The sequence below is a fragment of the Microbacterium sp. HA-8 genome, assembly GCF_046111165.1.
In the GTDB taxonomy this organism is placed as follows: Bacteria; Actinomycetota; Actinomycetes; order Actinomycetales; family Microbacteriaceae; genus Microbacterium.
The window spans coordinates 1,582,635-1,599,976 of the sequence record NZ_CP162025.1; the positions used below are offsets into that span (position 1 = coordinate 1,582,635).

Annotated in this window: 11 protein-coding genes and 2 rRNA genes; all 13 read left to right on the forward strand. The window is 65.7% G+C overall.

The window, feature by feature from the left end:
* Window positions 1-100: 100 nt before the first annotated feature.
* The 13 genes from AB2L57_RS07540 (at window position 101) to AB2L57_RS07600 (ending at window position 17,239) form a co-directional block, all read left to right on the forward strand.
* On the forward strand, window positions 101-1,222 hold the full coding sequence (locus AB2L57_RS07540) for an N-acetyl-gamma-glutamyl-phosphate reductase (protein ID WP_292812902.1): 1,122 nt from the start codon (window positions 101-103) through the stop codon (window positions 1,220-1,222).
* A complete protein-coding gene (gene argJ / locus AB2L57_RS07545) occupies window positions 1,219-2,376 on the forward strand; it encodes a bifunctional glutamate N-acetyltransferase/amino-acid acetyltransferase ArgJ (RefSeq protein ID WP_292812904.1) in 1,158 nt (385 codons plus the stop codon). Before AB2L57_RS07540 ends, argJ begins: the two co-directional genes overlap by 4 nt.
* Window positions 2,373-3,272, forward strand: coding sequence for an acetylglutamate kinase (gene argB, locus AB2L57_RS07550; protein ID WP_292812906.1), 900 nt, complete (start codon window positions 2,373-2,375; stop codon window positions 3,270-3,272). Before argJ ends, argB begins: the two co-directional genes overlap by 4 nt.
* Window positions 3,269-4,498, forward strand: coding sequence for an acetylornithine transaminase (locus AB2L57_RS07555; RefSeq protein ID WP_409048432.1), 1,230 nt, complete (start codon window positions 3,269-3,271; stop codon window positions 4,496-4,498). The genes argB and AB2L57_RS07555 overlap by 4 nt, the downstream gene beginning before the upstream one ends.
* On the forward strand, window positions 4,495-5,418 hold the full coding sequence (gene argF, locus AB2L57_RS07560; protein ID WP_409048433.1) for an ornithine carbamoyltransferase: 924 nt from the start codon (window positions 4,495-4,497) through the stop codon (window positions 5,416-5,418). The genes AB2L57_RS07555 and argF overlap by 4 nt, the downstream gene beginning before the upstream one ends.
* Window positions 5,397-6,590 (forward strand): heparan-alpha-glucosaminide N-acetyltransferase domain-containing protein, encoded by a 1,194-nt coding sequence (locus AB2L57_RS07565; protein WP_409048434.1) that lies wholly within the window; start codon window positions 5,397-5,399, stop codon window positions 6,588-6,590. The genes argF and AB2L57_RS07565 overlap by 22 nt, the downstream gene beginning before the upstream one ends.
* 7 nt (window positions 6,591-6,597) lie before the next feature.
* Window positions 6,598-8,025, forward strand: coding sequence for an argininosuccinate lyase (argH, locus tag AB2L57_RS07570; protein ID WP_409048435.1), 1,428 nt, complete (start codon window positions 6,598-6,600; stop codon window positions 8,023-8,025).
* Window positions 8,026-8,072: 47 nt separating this feature from the next.
* Entirely contained in the window at window positions 8,073-8,717 is a 645-nt protein-coding gene (locus AB2L57_RS07575; protein ID WP_409048436.1) for a SatD family protein, read from the forward strand.
* Window positions 8,714-9,502: a hypothetical protein gene (locus AB2L57_RS07580; RefSeq protein ID WP_409048437.1), complete on the forward strand. Its 789-nt coding sequence runs from the start codon at window positions 8,714-8,716 to the stop codon at window positions 9,500-9,502. Before AB2L57_RS07575 ends, AB2L57_RS07580 begins: the two co-directional genes overlap by 4 nt.
* 48 nt (window positions 9,503-9,550) lie before the next feature.
* Window positions 9,551-10,867: a tyrosine--tRNA ligase gene (gene tyrS / locus AB2L57_RS07585; RefSeq protein ID WP_409048438.1), complete on the forward strand. Its 1,317-nt coding sequence runs from the start codon at window positions 9,551-9,553 to the stop codon at window positions 10,865-10,867.
* A gap of 7 nt (window positions 10,868-10,874) precedes the next feature.
* Complete coding sequence (locus tag AB2L57_RS07590; protein ID WP_409048439.1) at window positions 10,875-11,678, forward strand: DUF4184 family protein; 804 nt, start codon at window positions 10,875-10,877, stop codon at window positions 11,676-11,678.
* Window positions 11,679-12,189: 511 nt separating this feature from the next.
* A 16S ribosomal RNA gene (locus AB2L57_RS07595) occupies window positions 12,190-13,711 on the forward strand.
* Between the two features lie 412 nt (window positions 13,712-14,123).
* Window positions 14,124-17,239: ribosomal RNA gene (locus tag AB2L57_RS07600) — 23S ribosomal RNA — on the forward strand.
* The 16S and 23S rRNA genes sit together here, the layout of an rRNA operon.
* Window positions 17,240-17,342: the final 103 nt, after the last annotated feature.

Here is a 17,342-nt window from a genome sequence, read left to right on the forward strand (position 1 = left end):
ACTCCTTGCCTCGAAGGCCTGGCAGCGGCGTCGCCGTCGACATCCTTCTCCCGCGCCGTCGCGCGGGAGGTGAGCCCTTCCAGACCATAAGGTTGACACCATGCCCTATCAGGTAGCCGTCTCCGGCGCCTCCGGATACGCCGGCGGGGAACTGCTCCGGCTGCTCGCGTCGCACCCGGATATCGAGATCCGCACCGTCACGGCGCACTCGAACGCCGGTCAGCCGCTCATCCAGCATCAGCCGCACCTGCGCTCCCTCGCGCACCTGACCCTGCAGGACACGACACCCGAGACCCTCGCCGGTCACGACATCGTGTTTCTCGCGCTGCCGCACGGGCAGTCGGGGCAGTACACCGAGGCGCTCGCCGACACCCCGCTCGTGATCGACGCGGGCGCCGACCACCGTCTCGAATCCGCCGATGCGTGGGCGCAGTTCTACGGCGGAGAGTTCCACGAGCCGTGGGCCTATGGCGTGCCCGAGCTGCCGTTCGGGACGGGCACCCAGCGGTCGCGGCTCGTCGGCGCGACCCGTATCGCGGCGCCCGGCTGCAACGCCAGCACCGTCTCCCTCAGCCTCGCCCCCGGCGTCGCGGCGGGGGTGATCGACCCCTCCGACATCGTGGCGGTGCTCGCGGTCGGGCCGAGCGGCGCGGGCAAGAGCCTGAAGACGAACCTCCTCGCGAGCGAGATCCTCGGCACGGCCAACCCATATGCCGTCGGCGGCACGCACCGGCACATCCCCGAGATCCGGCAGGCGCTGGCCGCGGCGGGCAGGGAGGATGCGGGCGTTTCGACTCGCTCCGCTCGCTCGACGACCGGGGCGAGCGAGGGCGCGACCGAGGGCGCGACCGGCGACGCCATCGGCATCTCGTTCACCCCCGTCATTGTGCCGATGGCGCGGGGCATCCTCGCTACGAGCACCGCGCCGATCGCCGCGGGCGCCTCCGACGACGACATCCGCTCGGCATGGCACGACGCCTACTCCGGGGAGACATTCGTGCAGCTGCTGCCCGAGGGTCAGTTCCCCCGCACCGCCGATGTGCTCGGCGCCAACACGGCGCTCATGGGGCTCGCGATCGACCGCGCCGCGAACAGGGTCGTCCTCGTCACCGCCGTCGACAACCTCGTCAAGGGCACCGCGGGAGCGGCGATCCAGTCGATGAACATCGCCCTCGGCCTCCCCGAGGCCACGGGCCTGACCGTGAACGGAGTGGCGCCGTGAGTGTGACCGCACCCCGGGGTTTCGAGGCCGCAGGAGTTGCGGTGGGGCTCAAATCGAGCGGAAAGCCGGATGTCGCGGTCGTCGTCAACCGCGGGCCCCTCAAGGTCGGCGCGGCGGTGTTCACGAGCAACCGCGCCAAGGCCAACCCGATCCTCTGGTCGGAGGTCGCCGCGAAGGACGGTGCCGTCGAGGCGATCGTCCTCAACTCGGGCGGCGCGAACTGCTTCACCGGCAGCTTCGGATTCCAGACGACGCACCAGACCGCCGAGCGTGCGGCCGAACTGCTCGGAGTGAGCTCGGGCGACGTGCTCATCTGCTCGACGGGCCTGATCGGCACGGGCGACGAGGTTTTCCGGGCCAAGGTGCTCGAGGGCACGACCCGGGCGATCGCGTCCCTCCACGCAGACGGCGGCGAGGACGCCTCGCTCGCGATCATGACGACCGACTCCAGGGCCAAGCGCAGCATCCACCACGGCGAGGGCTGGACGATCGGCGGTATGGCGAAGGGGGCCGGGATGCTGGCGCCGGGCCTTGCGACGATGCTCGTCGTGATCACGACCGACGCCGTCCTGACGGCGCCCGAGGCCGACGCGCACCTCCGGGCCGCGACCCGGGTGAGCTTCGACCGGCTCGATTCGGACGGCTGCATGTCGACGAACGACCAGGTCACGCTGATGGTCAGCGGCGCATCGGGGATCACTCCCGACCCCGCCGATTTCGAGGCGGCGCTGCGCGTCGTCTGCACCGACCTCGCGACGCAGCTGCAGGCAGACGCCGAGGGCGCGAGCCACGACATCACGATCGAGGTCATCGGCGCGGCATCCGAGGCGGACGCCGTCGAGGTCGGGCGCTCGGTCGCCCGCAACAACCTCTTCAAGGCGGCGATCTTCGGAAACGACCCCAACTGGGGCCGGGTGCTCGCGGCGATCGGCACGACGGGCGCCGCGTTCGATCCGTACGACGTCGACGTCACCATGAACGGCGTGCGGGTGTGCAGCAAGGGCGGCCCCGACCGTCCGCGCGAGGAGGTCGATCTTGCGCCCCGCGCGACGCACGTCGGGATCGATCTGAAGGCGGGCGATGCGCGCGCGACGATCTGGACCAACGACCTCACCCACGACTACGTCCACGAGAACAGCGCGTACTCCTCATGACCGACATCCAGGACACCAGCCCGGAGGAGGCGGCCGAGAAGGCCGCCGTGCTCATCGAGTCGCTGCCGTGGCTCAAGCGCTTCCGCGATCAGATCATCGTCATCAAGTACGGCGGCAACGCGATGGTCTCCGATGAGCTGCAGCAGAGCTTCGCCGAAGACATCGCCTACCTGCGCTTCGTCGGGGTGAAGCCCGTCGTCGTGCACGGCGGCGGTCCGCAGATCTCGTCGATGCTCGAGCGGCTGTCGATCCCGAGCGAGTTCAAGGGCGGCTATCGCGTCACCTCGACCGAGGCGATCGGCGTCGTCCGGATGGTGCTGACGGGCCAGATCAATCCGCAGCTGGTGGGCCGCATCAACACGCACGGACCGCTCGCGAGCGGAGTCAGCGGCGAGGACGCGGGCCTGTTCGGTGGGCGCCGGCGCGGCGTCATCATCGACGGCGAGGAGCACGATCTCGGCAACGTCGGCGACGTCGTCCGGGTCGACCCGACGACGGTGCACGATCACCTCGACGCGGGCCGCATCCCCGTGGTGTCCTCCATCGCCCCCGACCTCGACCGGCCGGGGCAGAGCCTCAACGTCAACGCCGATGCGGCGGCATCCGCCCTCGCGGTGGCGCTGAACGCCGCCAAGCTCATCGTGCTGACCGACGTGCCGGGCCTGTATGCGGATTGGCCGAACCGGGACTCGCTCGTGTCGCACCTGACCTCGACCGAGCTGCGGGGGATGCTGCCGAGCCTCGAATCGGGGATGATCCCCAAGATGCAGGCCTGTCTCGACGCGGTCGACGGCGGCGTCGACACCGCGGCGATCATCGATGGGCGGGTGCCGCACTCGGTGCTCGTCGAAGTCTTCACGAACAAGGGAATCGGCACGGAGGTGGTCGCGGGATGAGCTGGCAGGACGACGCGGGACGGGATCTGGTGCGCAGCTTCGGCGAGCGCATGGCGATGTTCGTGCGCGGCGAGGGCGCGTACCTCTGGGACGACGCCGGCCGCCGCTACCTGGATTTTCTCGGCGGCATCGCCGTCAATTCCCTCGGTCACGCGCACCCGGTGTTCGTGAGCGCGATCGCGGCGCAGGCGGCGACGCTCGCGCACGTGTCGAACTACTTCGCCACGCCCCCGCAGCTGCAGCTCGCGGCGACCCTCAAACGCCTCGCGGGCACGGGGGAGCGGGGCCGGGTGTACTTCGGCAATTCGGGAGCCGAGGCGAACGAGGCCGCCTTCAAGCTCGCGCGGCTGCACGGCCGCGAGAGCGGTCGACCCCGCATCCTCACACTCGAGAACGCGTTCCACGGCCGCACGATGGGCACCCTCGCGCTCACGGGCAAGCCGGCGATGCAGGAGCCGTTCACGCCGATGGTCCCGGGGGTCGAGCACATCCCCGCCACGATCGAGGCGCTCCAGGCGCTCGATGACACCGTCGCGGCGCTCGTGGTCGAGCCCATCCAGGGGGAGGCAGGGGTCGTCGAACTGCCCGAGGGGTACCTCGCGGCCGCGCGGGCCCTCACGCGCGAGCACGGGGTGCTGCTCATCGTGGACGAGATCCAGACGGGTGCCGGTCGCACGGGCGAATGGTTCGGATTCCAGCACGCCGGCATCACGCCCGACGCGATCACGGTGGCCAAGGGCATCGGCGGCGGGTTCCCGATCGGCGCTCTCATCACGTTCGGCGAGGCGAGCGAGCTGTTCTTCCCCGGGTCGCACGGCTCGACGTTCGGCGGCAACGCGCTCGGCACCGCGGTCGCCGGCGCCGTGCTCGGCGAGATCGAACGAGCCGGGCTGGTCGAGAACGCCGCCGCGCGCGGCGCGCAGATCCGCGACGCGATCGCGGGTCTCGACTCGCCGCTGGTGACGGGATGCCGGGGGCAGGGCCTGCTCATCGGCATCGCTCTCGCGCGGCCCGTCGCCGGCGCGGTCGTCGCCGCGGCGCAGGCGCACGGACTCATCGTCAACGCGGCGAACCCCTCGACGGTGCGCATCGCGCCGCCGCTGACGATCGGCGACGACGAGATCGCCGAGTTCGCGCACCTCTTCCAGGCCGCTCTGGCCACAGCATCCGAAGCCCTGCTTCTCGACGACGCGGCAGACGCCGCCCCCGCAAAGGTGAACGCATGACCCGCCACTTCCTCAGAGACGACGACATCAGCCCCGCCGAGCAGGCGCAGATCATCGATCTGGCCCTCGAGCTGAAGAAGGACCGCTGGGCGCAGAAGCCGCTCGCCGGCCCGCAGACCGTGGCGGTGATCTTCGACAAGTCCTCGACCCGTACGCGCGTGTCGTTCGCCGTCGGAATCGCAGACCTCGGCGGTTCGCCGCTGATCATCTCGACCGCCAACAGTCAGCTGGGCGGTAAGGAGACCCCCGCCGACACCGCCCGCGTGCTCGAGCGGCAGGTCGCCGCGATCGTGTGGCGCACGTACGCGCAGGCGGGGCTCGAGCAGATGGCGGAGGGCACGAGGGTGCCGGTCGTCAACGCGCTCTCGGACGACTTCCACCCCTGTCAGCTGCTCGCCGATCTGCTCACGATCCGCGAGCACAAGGGCGAGCTGAAGGGACTCACGCTGACGTTCTTCGGCGATGGCAAGAGCAACATGGGCCACTCCTACGTGCTCGCCTGCGCGACTGCCGGCATGCACGTGCGGGTGGCCTCGCCCGAGGACTACGCGCCCCGCGACGAGATCGTCGCCGACGCCGACCGCATCGCCGCCGAGACCGGGGGGTCGGTCGCGCTCTACACCGATCCTCTCGAGGCGGCCGCCGGCGCCGACATCATCGTGACCGACACGTGGGTGTCGATGGGCAAGGAGGAGGAGAAGATCGCGCGCCTGCGCGACCTCGGCGCCTACAAGGTCACGAACGAGACGATGGCGCTCGCAAAGGATGATGCGATCTTCATCCACTGCCTGCCGGCCGATCGCGGCTACGAGGTGGATGCCGAGGTCATCGACGGCCCGCAGTCGGTCGTGTGGGACGAGGCCGAGAACCGGCTGCACGCGCAGAAGGCCCTGCTGGTGTGGCTGCTGGCGCAGAGCTGAAGGCCCGGGGCGGCGGTCCGGCGGCGAACTGGCGTCGCCTGAACGGACCTGCTCGCCTCGCCGGCATCGACCTCGCGCGCGGCCTCGCCGTGGTGGGGATGCTGGCGGCCCATCTGCTTGTCACCGACGACCTCGTCTGGTCCGATCCCGCGACATGGACGGGAATCGTGGACGGACGCTCCTCGATCCTGTTCGCGACCCTCGCCGGTGTGTCGATCGGGCTCGTCACCGGCGGGCGCACGCCGGTGCGAGGGCACGCGCTCGGGCAGGCGGCCCTGCGCATCGCGGTGCGGGCGCTCGCGATCTGGCTGCTCGGGGTGCTGCTGATCGCGACGGGAGTGCCGGTGTATGTGATCCTGCCCGCGTACGCGATCCTCTTCCTGCTCGTGCTGCCGCTGCTCACCCTGCGCCCGGCGGTCCTGTTCGCGGTCGCCGGCGGCATCGCGCTGATCATGCCGTGGGTGTACGCCGCCCTCATGCAGGCGCCGCTGTGGGCGGTTCCCGGCGTCGAAGAGGTGAGCCTGCTGGTGGGGTGGCAGTACCCGTTCCCCGTGTGGGCGGCGTTCGTCGTCGCCGGGCTCGGCATCGGTCGGCTGGATCTGCGCGCGCTCGGCACGCAGGCAGGGCTGTTGCTCTTCGGCGCCGGTTTCGCCGCGGTGGGCTACGGCCTGGCGGCGGGCACGGCGACGGGCGGCGGCGCGGCGGTGCAGGCTCCGGCATCCGGCTCGCTCATCGAGGTGGTGTGGACGGCCGAACCGCACTCGAGCGGAGTGCTCGAGGTGTTCGGATCGGGCGGATTCGCGATCGCCGTGCTCGGTGCGTGCCTGCTGCTGTGTCGTCCCTGGTGGCCGGGCGCGACGATCGGCCCCATCGGGTGGGTCGTGCTGCCGCTGCGGGCGACCGGCGCCATGCCGCTCACGGCCTATACGGCGCAGATCGTGGTGTGGGCGATCGTGGCCGCCGTCGTGCTCGGCGACCCGAGCGATCTGGTCGGCTTCCGCGCTCTCGAGCCGTTCGTGCCGTTCGCGCTGTGGACGATCGCCGCGTGCACCGCGTGGGCGCTGCTGATCGGCCGCGGCCCGCTCGAGGGTTTCATCGACCGGCTGTCGCGCCGTGTCGGCGCACGCGCGACGCGCGGGGCCGACCCCTCAGCCGCCGCGCGGATAGGGTGAACGGGTGATGAGCGAGAAGTCGGACGGTACGAACGAGGGCGCGCTGTGGGGCGCACGATTCGCGGGCGGTCCCTCGCCCGAGCTCGCTCTGCTGAGCCGTTCGACCCACTTCGACTGGGTGCTCGCTCCCTACGACATCGCGGGTTCCCGTGCCCACGCCGAGGCGCTCGCGGCGGCGGGTTACCTCACGGCCGACGAGCTCGTCGCGATGCACGGCGCTCTCGACGCGCTCGCCGCGGATGTGGCCGACGGGTCCTTCGCCGCGGCAGCCTCGGACGAGGATGTGCACGGCGCACTGGAGCGCGGACTGATCGAGCGCGCAGGTGCCGAGCTCGGCGGGCGCCTTCGCGCGGGCCGCAGCCGCAACGACCAGATCGCCACCCTCGTACGGCTCTATCTGCTCGATCACTCCGCGGTGATCGCCCGCGACATCCTGCGGATCATCGACGCGCTGGTGGCTCAGGCCGAGGCGGCGGGCGAGGCGATCATGCCGGGGCGCACGCACCTGCAGCACGCGCAGCCCATCCTGCTGGCGCATCATCTGCAGGCGCACGCCTGGCCGCTCGTGCGCGATCTCGAGCGGCTGCGCGATTGGCGTGCCCGCGCGGCCGTCTCGCCCTACGGCGGGGGAGCGCTCGCCGGGTCCAGTCTCGGTCTCGACCCCGCGCTCGTCGCCGAGCGTCTGGGCCTTGCCCGGCCCGCGGAGAACTCGCTCGATGGCACGGCCGCACGCGACGTCGTCGCCGAGTTCGCGTTCATCACGGCGATGATCGGCATAGACCTCTCGCGTCTGGCCGAGGAGATCATCGTGTGGAACACGCGGGAGTTCGGATTCGTCACCCTCGATGACGCGTACTCGACCGGGTCGAGCATCATGCCGCAGAAGAAGAACCCCGACATCGCGGAGCTCGCGCGCGGCAAGTCCGGACGCCTCATCGGCAACCTGACCGGCCTGCTCGCCACGCTCAAAGCTCTTCCTCTGGCCTACAACCGCGATCTGCAGGAGGACAAGGAGCCCGTCTTCGACTCCGTCGCAACCCTCGAGGTGCTGCTTCCGGCCTTCGCCGGCATGATCGCGACGCTGCGCTTCGACACCGCGCGGATGGCCGAGCTCGCCCCGCAGGGCTTCTCTCTGGCGACGGATGTGGCCGATTGGCTCGTGCGACGGCGTGTGCCGTTCCGTGACGCGCACGAGATCTCGGGCGCGCTCGTGCGGGTGTGCGAGCAGAACGGCATCGAGCTGCACGAGGCCACGGACGCCATGCTGGCCTCGGTGTCATCCGAGCTCACGCCCGAGGTGCGGGCCGTGCTCAGCATCGAGGGCTCGGTGGGCAGCCGCGACGGCGCCGGTGGCACCGCTCCCGTCCGTGTCGCCGAGCAGCGCGCCGAGCTCATCGCCCGAGCACAGGCTGCCGGTCACGCCCTGGGAATGTGATCAGCCAAAGCCTTATCTTTTGAAGAGATAAGCGTTACGCTTATCAGATGATCGCCGTGATCGCCGACATCGTCGGCTCCCGCAAGCTGGCAGACCGCGAAGGGGCGCAGCGCGAGATCGAGAACGCGATCGCGCGCGCCCAGCGGACGCTCCCGGTGGCGGACCGGATGCTGGCGGCCACCGTCGGCGATGAGCTCCAGGGGGTCTACCTCGCCCTCGGCGACGCGCTGGCGTCGCTGCTGCTCGTCCAGCTGGAGCTTCCCGATCCGATCTCGTGCCGCTTCGGAATCGGGATCGGTGCGGTGCGCACGGTGCCCTCGGGCGAGGGAGAGATCCCGGAGGGGCCGGGGTGGTGGGCAGCCCGGGAGGCGATCGACCTCGTGCACAGCAAGCAGCAGCGCACCGCGCCGACCGCGCGCACCTGGATTGTCGCCGCCCCGGAGGAGGATGGCCACATGCACGACGCCGTCCGCCTCGCCAACGCCTACCTGCTCGCTCGCGACCAGCTCGTCGGCACGATGAGCGAGCGCACACGCCGGCTCGTCGCCGGTCGCTGCGCACGGCTCACCCAGCGTGAGCTCGCCGAGCGCGAGGGCATCACCCAATCGGCCGTCTCGCAGGCGCTCACCACCGCGGGCGCCGCGGCCGTCGTCGAGGGATTCCACGCACTCGGCGCCGGAGTGCCCCGATGATCTTCGCGGGCCTTCTGCTGCTCGCGATCGGCGCGGCAGACCTCACCCGGCGGGCCCCAGTGCCGCTGGCGCGCCGGGTCGGGCTGGCGGCGCTGGCCGTGGCGATCCTCGTCCTTGGGGCGCTCACCAACGCGCCCCTGCCCGCGTTGGTCGCCGTGGCGCTGGCCGCGGAGTGGGTGTGGCTCATGCCCGCGGGCCGCGCGGCGAAAGCCGGGGTGTGGCCCGCGATCGCGGTGCTGGCCGCCTGCGCGATCGGGGTCGCCAGCATCCCCCCGCGGGCCGACCCGGGCGTCATCCGCGACGTGTGGCTGCTGCCGTCGCCCGCCGGCGAAGTGTCGTTCGACCTCGTGGTGCTCGTGGCGGGTGCCCTGGTGTTTTTCGCCGAATCGGCCAACATCGTCGTGCGCGCGGCGCTGCGCGGCGAGTTCGCGCTGCCGCCGGTGCCGTCCGCGCGCGCCGAGCGCGGCGTCGGGGTCACCGCCGATGCCGGCGCAGCCTCGGCTGCCGACCCGGTGCCGCTCACCGCCCAGCCCTCCCTCAAAGGCGGCCGCCTCATCGGACCGCTCGAGCGTGTCATCGTCTTCTCGCTCACACTCGCCGGGGCCTACACCCTCCTGGCGGCGGTGCTGGCGGCCAAGGGCATCGTCCGCTTTCCCGAGATCTCGCGCGATGACAACGGCGACCGTGCCGAGTACTTCCTCGTCGGCAGTCTCGTCAGCTGGGCGCTCGCTCTCGCCCTCGCGGTGCTGGTCTGGTGGGGCGGGGCGTCCCCGCACCTCGGGTGAGAGCGCCCCGATCAGGATGCCCGCCGCGGCGCTGGTAGCCTCGAAGGCGTGTCATCCGCCCCCGTCGACGCCGAGCTGCGCGCGCTCAGCCCCGCCAACGACCCCGCGTTCGACAACGTCTGGGACGAACTGGTCTGGCGTGGGCTGGTGCACGTGTCGACGGACGAAGACGCTCTGCGCACGCTGCTCGGTGGCCCGCCCATCGTGTACTACTGCGGTTTCGACCCGACCGCTCCGAGCCTTCACCTGGGCAACCTCGTGCAGCTGCTCACGATGCGCCGCCTGCAGCTGGCGGGTCATCGGCCGCTCGGACTCGTCGGGGGATCGACGGGCCTCATCGGCGACCCGCGTCCGTCGGCCGAACGCACGCTGAACACGCGCGAGACGGTCGAGGAGTGGGTGGGGCGCCTGCGCACGCAGGTCGAGACGTACCTCAGCTTCGACGGCGACAACGCCGCCCGAATCGTCAACAACCTCGACTGGACGGCACCCCTGTCGGCGATCGATTTCCTGCGCGACATCGGCAAGCACTACCGCGTGGGCACGATGCTCAAGAAAGACGCCGTGGCGGCCCGGCTGAACTCCGATGCGGGCATCAGCTACACGGAGTTCAGCTACCAGATCCTGCAGGGCATGGACTACCTCGAGCTGTACCGCGCGCACGGCTGCGTGCTGCAGACGGGGGGCAGCGATCAGTGGGGAAACCTCACCAGCGGCACCGACCTCATCCACCGCGTCGAGGGCGTGTCGGTGCACGCGATCGGCACGCCGCTGATCACCAACAGCGACGGCACGAAGTTCGGCAAGAGCGAGGGCAACGCGATCTGGCTCGACGCCGAGATGTGCAGCCCGTACCGGATGTACCAGTTCTGGCTGAACACCGACGACGCCGATGTGATCGAGCGGCTCAAGGTGTTCACCTTCCTCGGGCGCGCCGAGATCGAGCGGTACGAGCACCTCGTGCAGGACGAGCCGTTCCGCCGCGCGGCGCAGAAGCGTCTGGCACACGAAGTCACGGCGCTCGTCCACGGGCCGGGAGCAGCATCCGCGGTGATCGCCGCCTCCGAAGCACTGTTCGGGCGCGGAGATCTCGGGTCGATCGATCCCGAAACCCTCGCGAGTGCGCTGCACGAGCTGCCGCATGCGCGCCTCGCCCGGGGAACGACCGTCGTGCATGCCCTCGTCGAGACCGGGCTCGTCCAGAGCCTGTCCGATGCCCGGCGGGCGATCGCCCAGGGCGGCGTGACGCTCGACGGCCATCGGGTGGAAGGCGATGACGCCGCGGTGACGGGCGCGTTGCCCGGAGGTGTGTCCGTGCTGCGACGGGGCAAGAAGACGCTCGCCGGGATCTTCGTCGAGGACTGAGCCAGCGGTGCCGTTCACCCCCAGCCACGCGGTCGTCGCGCTGCCCTTCGTGCGCACGCCCTTGGTGCCCGCGGCCATCGCGGTGGGGGCGATGACACCGGATCTTGCGCTCTTCACGCGCGGCATCCCGTTGCGCTACTCCGCGACGCACGACCTGCGCTGGTTGCCGGTGACGGTTCTGCTGGCGCTCGGTCTGCTCGTGCTGTGGCGCACGGTCCTGCGCCCCGCGTGCCGCGAGCTCTCCCCGCGCTGGCTGGCCGCACGGCTTCCCGGGCGGTGGGATGCCGGGGCGAGAGAGTCCCTGCGGGAGACCTTCGCCGGGGGAGCGGTGGCCCTCGGCCTGCTCGCCCTCTCGCTCGCTCTGGGTGTGCTCAGCCACATCGCCTGGGATCTGTTCACGCACGAGGGTCGGCTCGGTGTCGAAATGTTTCCCGTGCTGGCCGATGAGGTCATCGGCCAGCCGATGTACGGCTGGCTGCAGGACCTCTCCTCGGCTGCCGGTCTACTCGTGCTCGCGGCGTTCGCCCTCTCCTGGCTCCGGCGCCGAATGCCGGTGGCGATCGAGCGGCAGGTGCCCGGCCTCGTACGGGTGACGTGGTGGGTGTCGCTGCCGGCGATCCTGATCGCGGCGTGGATCTTCGGCCTCGCGCTCTTCGGGCCGCTGCGCCCCGGCTTCGGGATCGCGCATCTCGCCTACCTGGTCCTCCCGCCGGCCTGTGCGCTCTGGGCGGTCTTCACCGTGTTCCTGGCTCTGGTCGTCTCGGCCGCCCGCCGTCGAGGCCTCTCCGGCCCGCGGAGCGCCGACCGGTGAAAACCGCGGAAAGACGCGGCGACACGCCCGGGATGCAACCAGGATTTGCCCGAACCGAAACCCCCGCGTAACTTATTACTTGTTCGCCCCACAGGGAAGCGGAGAGGCCGAGAGCTTCACCCCCCTCAAGCGGAGAACCACCCCCTTCTGAACAAGCCCTCATCTTGAGGGTCATGACCCTTGGGTCTAGGATGGGGTCCTGCTCCTCGAGCACAGTCACTTCAGGCTGCGCGGATCGAATCCGCCAAAAACGCCGATTTGACAAGCCGAGCGAGACGGATAAGATAGAGAAGTTGCCCTGCGGGACTGGCTGAGAGGCCAAGACGCAGGAGCATCCGATCCTTGAGAACTCAACAGCGTGCACTTGTCATAATGCCAAAAAACCTCGCGGCCAGCCTAGCTGGTCGATGAGATTCTTTTGAGATTAAACGGATATGTCAGTAATGACATCCGATCGTCAGATCAAGCTCGCAGAGATGCAGCCCATTCCGGCTCATCGAAGCAAAAATTCTTTACGGAGAGTTTGATCCTGGCTCAGGATGAACGCTGGCGGCGTGCTTAACACATGCAAGTCGAACGGTGAAAGAGAGCTTGCTCTCTGGATCAGTGGCGAACGGGTGAGTAACACGTGAGCAATCTGCCCCTGACTCTGGGATAACAGTTGGAAACAGCTGCTAATACCGGATACGAGCTGCGAAGGCATCTTCAGCAGCTGGAAAGAACTTCGGTCAGGGATGAGCTCGCGGCCTATCAGCTTGTTGGTGAGGTAATGGCTCACCAAGGCGTCGACGGGTAGCCGGCCTGAGAGGGTGACCGGCCACACTGGGACTGAGACACGGCCCAGACTCCTACGGGAGGCAGCAGTGGGGAATATTGCACAATGGGCGAAAGCCTGATGCAGCAACGCCGCGTGAGGGACGACGGCCTTCGGGTTGTAAACCTCTTTTAGCAAGGAAGAAGCGAAAGTGACGGTACTTGCAGAAAAAGCGCCGGCTAACTACGTGCCAGCAGCCGCGGTAATACGTAGGGCGCAAGCGTTATCCGGAATTATTGGGCGTAAAGAGCTCGTAGGCGGTTTGTCGCGTCTGCTGTGAAAACTGGAGGCTCAACCTCCAGCCTGCAGTGGGTACGGGCAGACTAGAGTGCGGTAGGGGAGATTGGAATTCCTGGTGTAGCGGTGGAATGCGCAGATATCAGGAGGAACACCGATGGCGAAGGCAGATCTCTGGGCCGTAACTGACGCTGAGGAGCGAAAGGGTGGGGAGCAAACAGGCTTAGATACCCTGGTAGTCCACCCCGTAAACGTTGGGAACTAGTTGTGGGGGCCATTCCACGGTCTCCGTGACGCAGCTAACGCATTAAGTTCCCCGCCTGGGGAGTACGGCCGCAAGGCTAAAACTCAAAGGAATTGACGGGGACCCGCACAAGCGGCGGAGCATGCGGATTAATTCGATGCAACGCGAAGAACCTTACCAAGGCTTGACATATACGAGAACGCTGCAGAAATGTAGAACTCTTTGGACACTCGTAAACAGGTGGTGCATGGTTGTCGTCAGCTCGTGTCGTGAGATGTTGGGTTAAGTCCCGCAACGAGCGCAACCCTCGTTCTATGTTGCCAGCACGTAATGGTGGGAACTCATGGGATACTGCCGGGGTCAACTCGGAGGAAGGTGGGGATGACGTCAAATCATCATGCCCCTTATGTCTTGGGCTTCACGCATGCTACAATGGCCGGTACAAAGGGCTGCAATACCGCAAGGTGGAGCGAATCCCAAAAAGCCGGTCCCAGTTCGGATTGAGGTCTGCAACTCGACCTCATGAAGTCGGAGTCGCTAGTAATCGCAGATCAGCAACGCTGCGGTGAATACGTTCCCGGGTCTTGTACACACCGCCCGTCAAGTCATGAAAGTCGGTAACACCTGAAGCCGGTGGCCCAACCCTTGTGGAGGGAGCCGTCGAAGGTGGGATCGGTAATTAGGACTAAGTCGTAACAAGGTAGCCGTACCGGAAGGTGCGGCTGGATCACCTCCTTTCTAAGGAGCATTTGGAGTCCTCCGGGACTTCCAGAGCCCGCTCGAGACGCATGTTCTCGAGGGGTCAGCTCATGGGTGGAACATTTGACAAGGTGCCGGAGAGATCTTCCCGAATTCAGTACGCTGCTTGCAGCTGGAAAGGTTCAGGTCGAGAAGGCCGGCACATGCACGCTGTTGGGTCCTGAGGGACCGGATACGGGCGTCGAAAGACGCTGCGACCGAACCTCAGGGCCTTTTCTGGCTGCCGCAAGGCAAGCGGGGAGGGTACCGCCCGTACTTTGAGAACTACACAGTGGACGCGAGCATCTTTGAGATGATCCTTCGGGATCATTTCACATAGATGATCTATATAGATCATTAGTCAATTTCAAACCGGATTTCGATCCGGGCCGAAGAGACGAACTCATGTGATTTTCAAGTCTTTAAGAGCAAACGGTGGATGCCTTGGCATCTGGAGCCGAAGAAGGACGTAGCAATCTGCGATAAGCCTCGGGGAGTGGATAAGCACACTTTGATCCGAGGATCTCCGAATGGGGAAACCCCGCTGGGCAGCGTGCTGACCCAGTGACTCCCGCCTGAATATATAGGGCGGGTAGAGGGAACGTGGGGAAGTGAAACATCTCAGTACCCACAGGAAGAGAAAGCAACCGCGATTCCGTTAGTAGTGGCGAGCGAAACCGGAACAGGCTAAACCGAGTACGTGTGATATCCGGCAGGAGTTGCGTATTCGGGGTTGTGGGACTTTTCATGTTGTTCTGCCGAGCAGCGAGCGTGATTGAGACGATATAGACGAACGGCATTGAAAGGCCGGTCATAGAGGGTGCCAACCCCGTAGTCGAAATGTTTGTCTCACCGCGAAGAGTATCCCAAGTAGCACGGGGCCCGAGAAATCCCGTGTGAATCTGTCAGGACCACCTGATAAGCCTAAATACTCCCAGATGACCGATAGCGGACAAGTACCGTGAGGGAAAGGTGAAAAGTACCCCGGGAGGGGAGTGAAATAGTACCTGAAACCGTTTGCTTACAAACCGTTGGAGCAGCCCTGGTAGCTGTGACAGCGTGCCTTTTGAAGAATGAGCCTGCGAGTTAGCGATATGTGGCGAGGTTAACCCGAGTGGGGTAGCCGTAGCGAAAGCGAGTCTGAATAGGGCGATTCAGTCGCATGTCCTAGACCCGAAGCGAAGTGATCTATCCATGGCCAGGCTGAAGCGACGGTAAGACGTCGTGGAGGGCCGAACCCACTTAGGTTGAAAACTGAGGGGATGAGCTGTGGATAGGGGTGAAAGGCCAATCAAACTTCGTGATAGCTGGTTCTCTCCGAAATGCATTTAGGTGCAGCGTTGCGTGTTTCTTGCCGGAGGTAGAGCTACTGGATGGCCGATGGGCCCCAAAAGGTTACTGACGTCAGCCAAACTCCGAATGCCGGTAAGTGAGAGCGCAGCAGTGAGACTGTGGGGGATAAGCTTCATAGTCGAGAGGGAAACAACCCAGACCACCAACTAAGGTCCCTAAGCGCGTGCTAAGTGGGAAAGGATGTGGAGTTGCTTTGACAACCAGGAGGTTGGCTTAGAAGCAGCCACCCTTGAAAGAGTGCGTAATAGCTCACTGGTCAAGTGATTCCGCGCCGACAATGTAACGGGGCTCAAGCACGCCACCGAAGTTGTGGCATTGACATTATTGGTAGGCCTTCGTGGTCCAGCCGTGTTGATGGGTAGGAGAGCGTCGTGTGGCCAGCGAAGCGGCGGTGTGAACCAGCCGTGGAGGCTACACGAGTGAGAATGCAGGCATGAGTAGCGAAAGACGTGTGAGAAACACGTCCTCCGAAAGACCAAGGGTTCCAGGGTCAAGCTAATCTTCCCTGGGTAAGTCGGGACCTAAGGCGAGGCCGACAGGCGTAGTCGATGGACAACGGGTTGATATTCCCGTACCCGCGAAGAACCGCCCAAATCAATCCAGTGGTGCTAAGTGCCCGAATTCCTTCGTACGATCCCTTCGGGGTGAGGCGTTGGAGCTAGCGCACGACCCCATGCTGGTGCGGTTAGCGTATTAACAGGTGTGACGCAGGAAGGTAGCCGGTCCCGGGCGATGGTAGTCCCGGGCCAAGTGTGTAGGCCGAGAGATAGGCAAATCCGTCTCTCATGGAGGCTGAGACACGAAGGGGAGCTGTAACAGGCAAGATCCGGTAATCCTATGCTGCCAAGAAAAGCATCGACGCGAGGTTCTAGTGGCCCGTACCCCAAACCGACTCAGGTGGTCAGGTAGAGAATACCAAGGAGATCGAGAGAATCGTGGTTAAGGAACTCGGCAAAATGCCCCCGTAACTTCGGGAGAAGGGGGGCCCTCGGCGTATATGGACTTGCTCCAAAAAGCGTTTGAGGGCCGCAGAGACTAGTGGGTAGCGACTGTTTACTAAAAACACAGGTCCGTGCCAAGTCGCAAGACGATGTATACGGACTGACGCCTGCCCGGTGCTGGAAGGTTAAGAGGACCGGTTAGCCGCAAGGCGAAGCTGAGAATTTAAGCCCCAGTAAACGGCGGTGGTAACTATAACCATCCTAAGGTAGCGAAATTCCTTGTCGGGTAAGTTCCGACCTGCACGAATGGCGTAACGACTTCCCAACTGTCTCAACCGCGAACTCGGCGAAATTGCATTACGAGTAAAGATGCTCGTTACGCGCAGCAGGACGGAAAGACCCCGTGACCTTTACTACAGCTTGGTATTGGTGTTCGGTGTGGCTTGTGTAGGATAGGTGGGAGACTTTGAAGCATGGACGCTAGTTCATGTGGAGTCATTGTTGAAATACCACTCTGGTCACTCTGGATATCTAACTTAGAACCGTAATCCGGTTCAGGGACAGTGCCTGGTGGGTAGTTTAACTGGGGCGGTTGCCTCCCAAAAAGTAACGGAGGCGCCCAAAGGTTCCCTCAACCTGGTTGGCAATCAGGTGGCGAGTGTAAGTGCACAAGGGAGCTTGACTGTGAGACTGACAGGTCGAGCAGGGACGAAAGTCGGGACTAGTGATCCGGCAGTGGCTTGTGGAAGCGCTGTCGCTCAACGGATAAAAGGTACCTCGGGGATAACAGGCTGATCTTGCCCAAGAGTCCATATCGACGGCATGGTTTGGCACCTCGATGTCGGCTCGTCGCATCCTGGGGCTGGAGTAGGTCCCAAGGGTTGGGCTGTTCGCCCATTAAAGCGGTACGCGAGCTGGGTTTAGAACGTCGTGAGACAGTTCGGTCCCTATCCGCTGCGCGCGTAGGAAATTTGAGAAGATCTGACCCTAGTACGAGAGGACCGGGTTGGACGAACCTCTGGTGTGTCAGTTGTTCTGCCAAGAGCACCGCTGATTAGCTACGTTCGGGATGGATAACCGCTGAAAGCATCTAAGCGGGAAGCCGGCTTCAAGATGAGATTTCCATGCCTTCGGGCGAGAGGCTCCCAGCCAGACTACTGGGTTGATAGGCCGGGTGTGTAAGCGTGGCAACACGTGTAGCTGACCGGTACTAATAAGCCGATGACTTGATAACATCACCTTCCTAGGTGCTTGCGTCCACTGAGTGGTTCTCGATGTACGGTCGAGAACCGCATGAGCTGCATTCGCAGCAGCTGCTTCGTGCAGCGACTCATGCT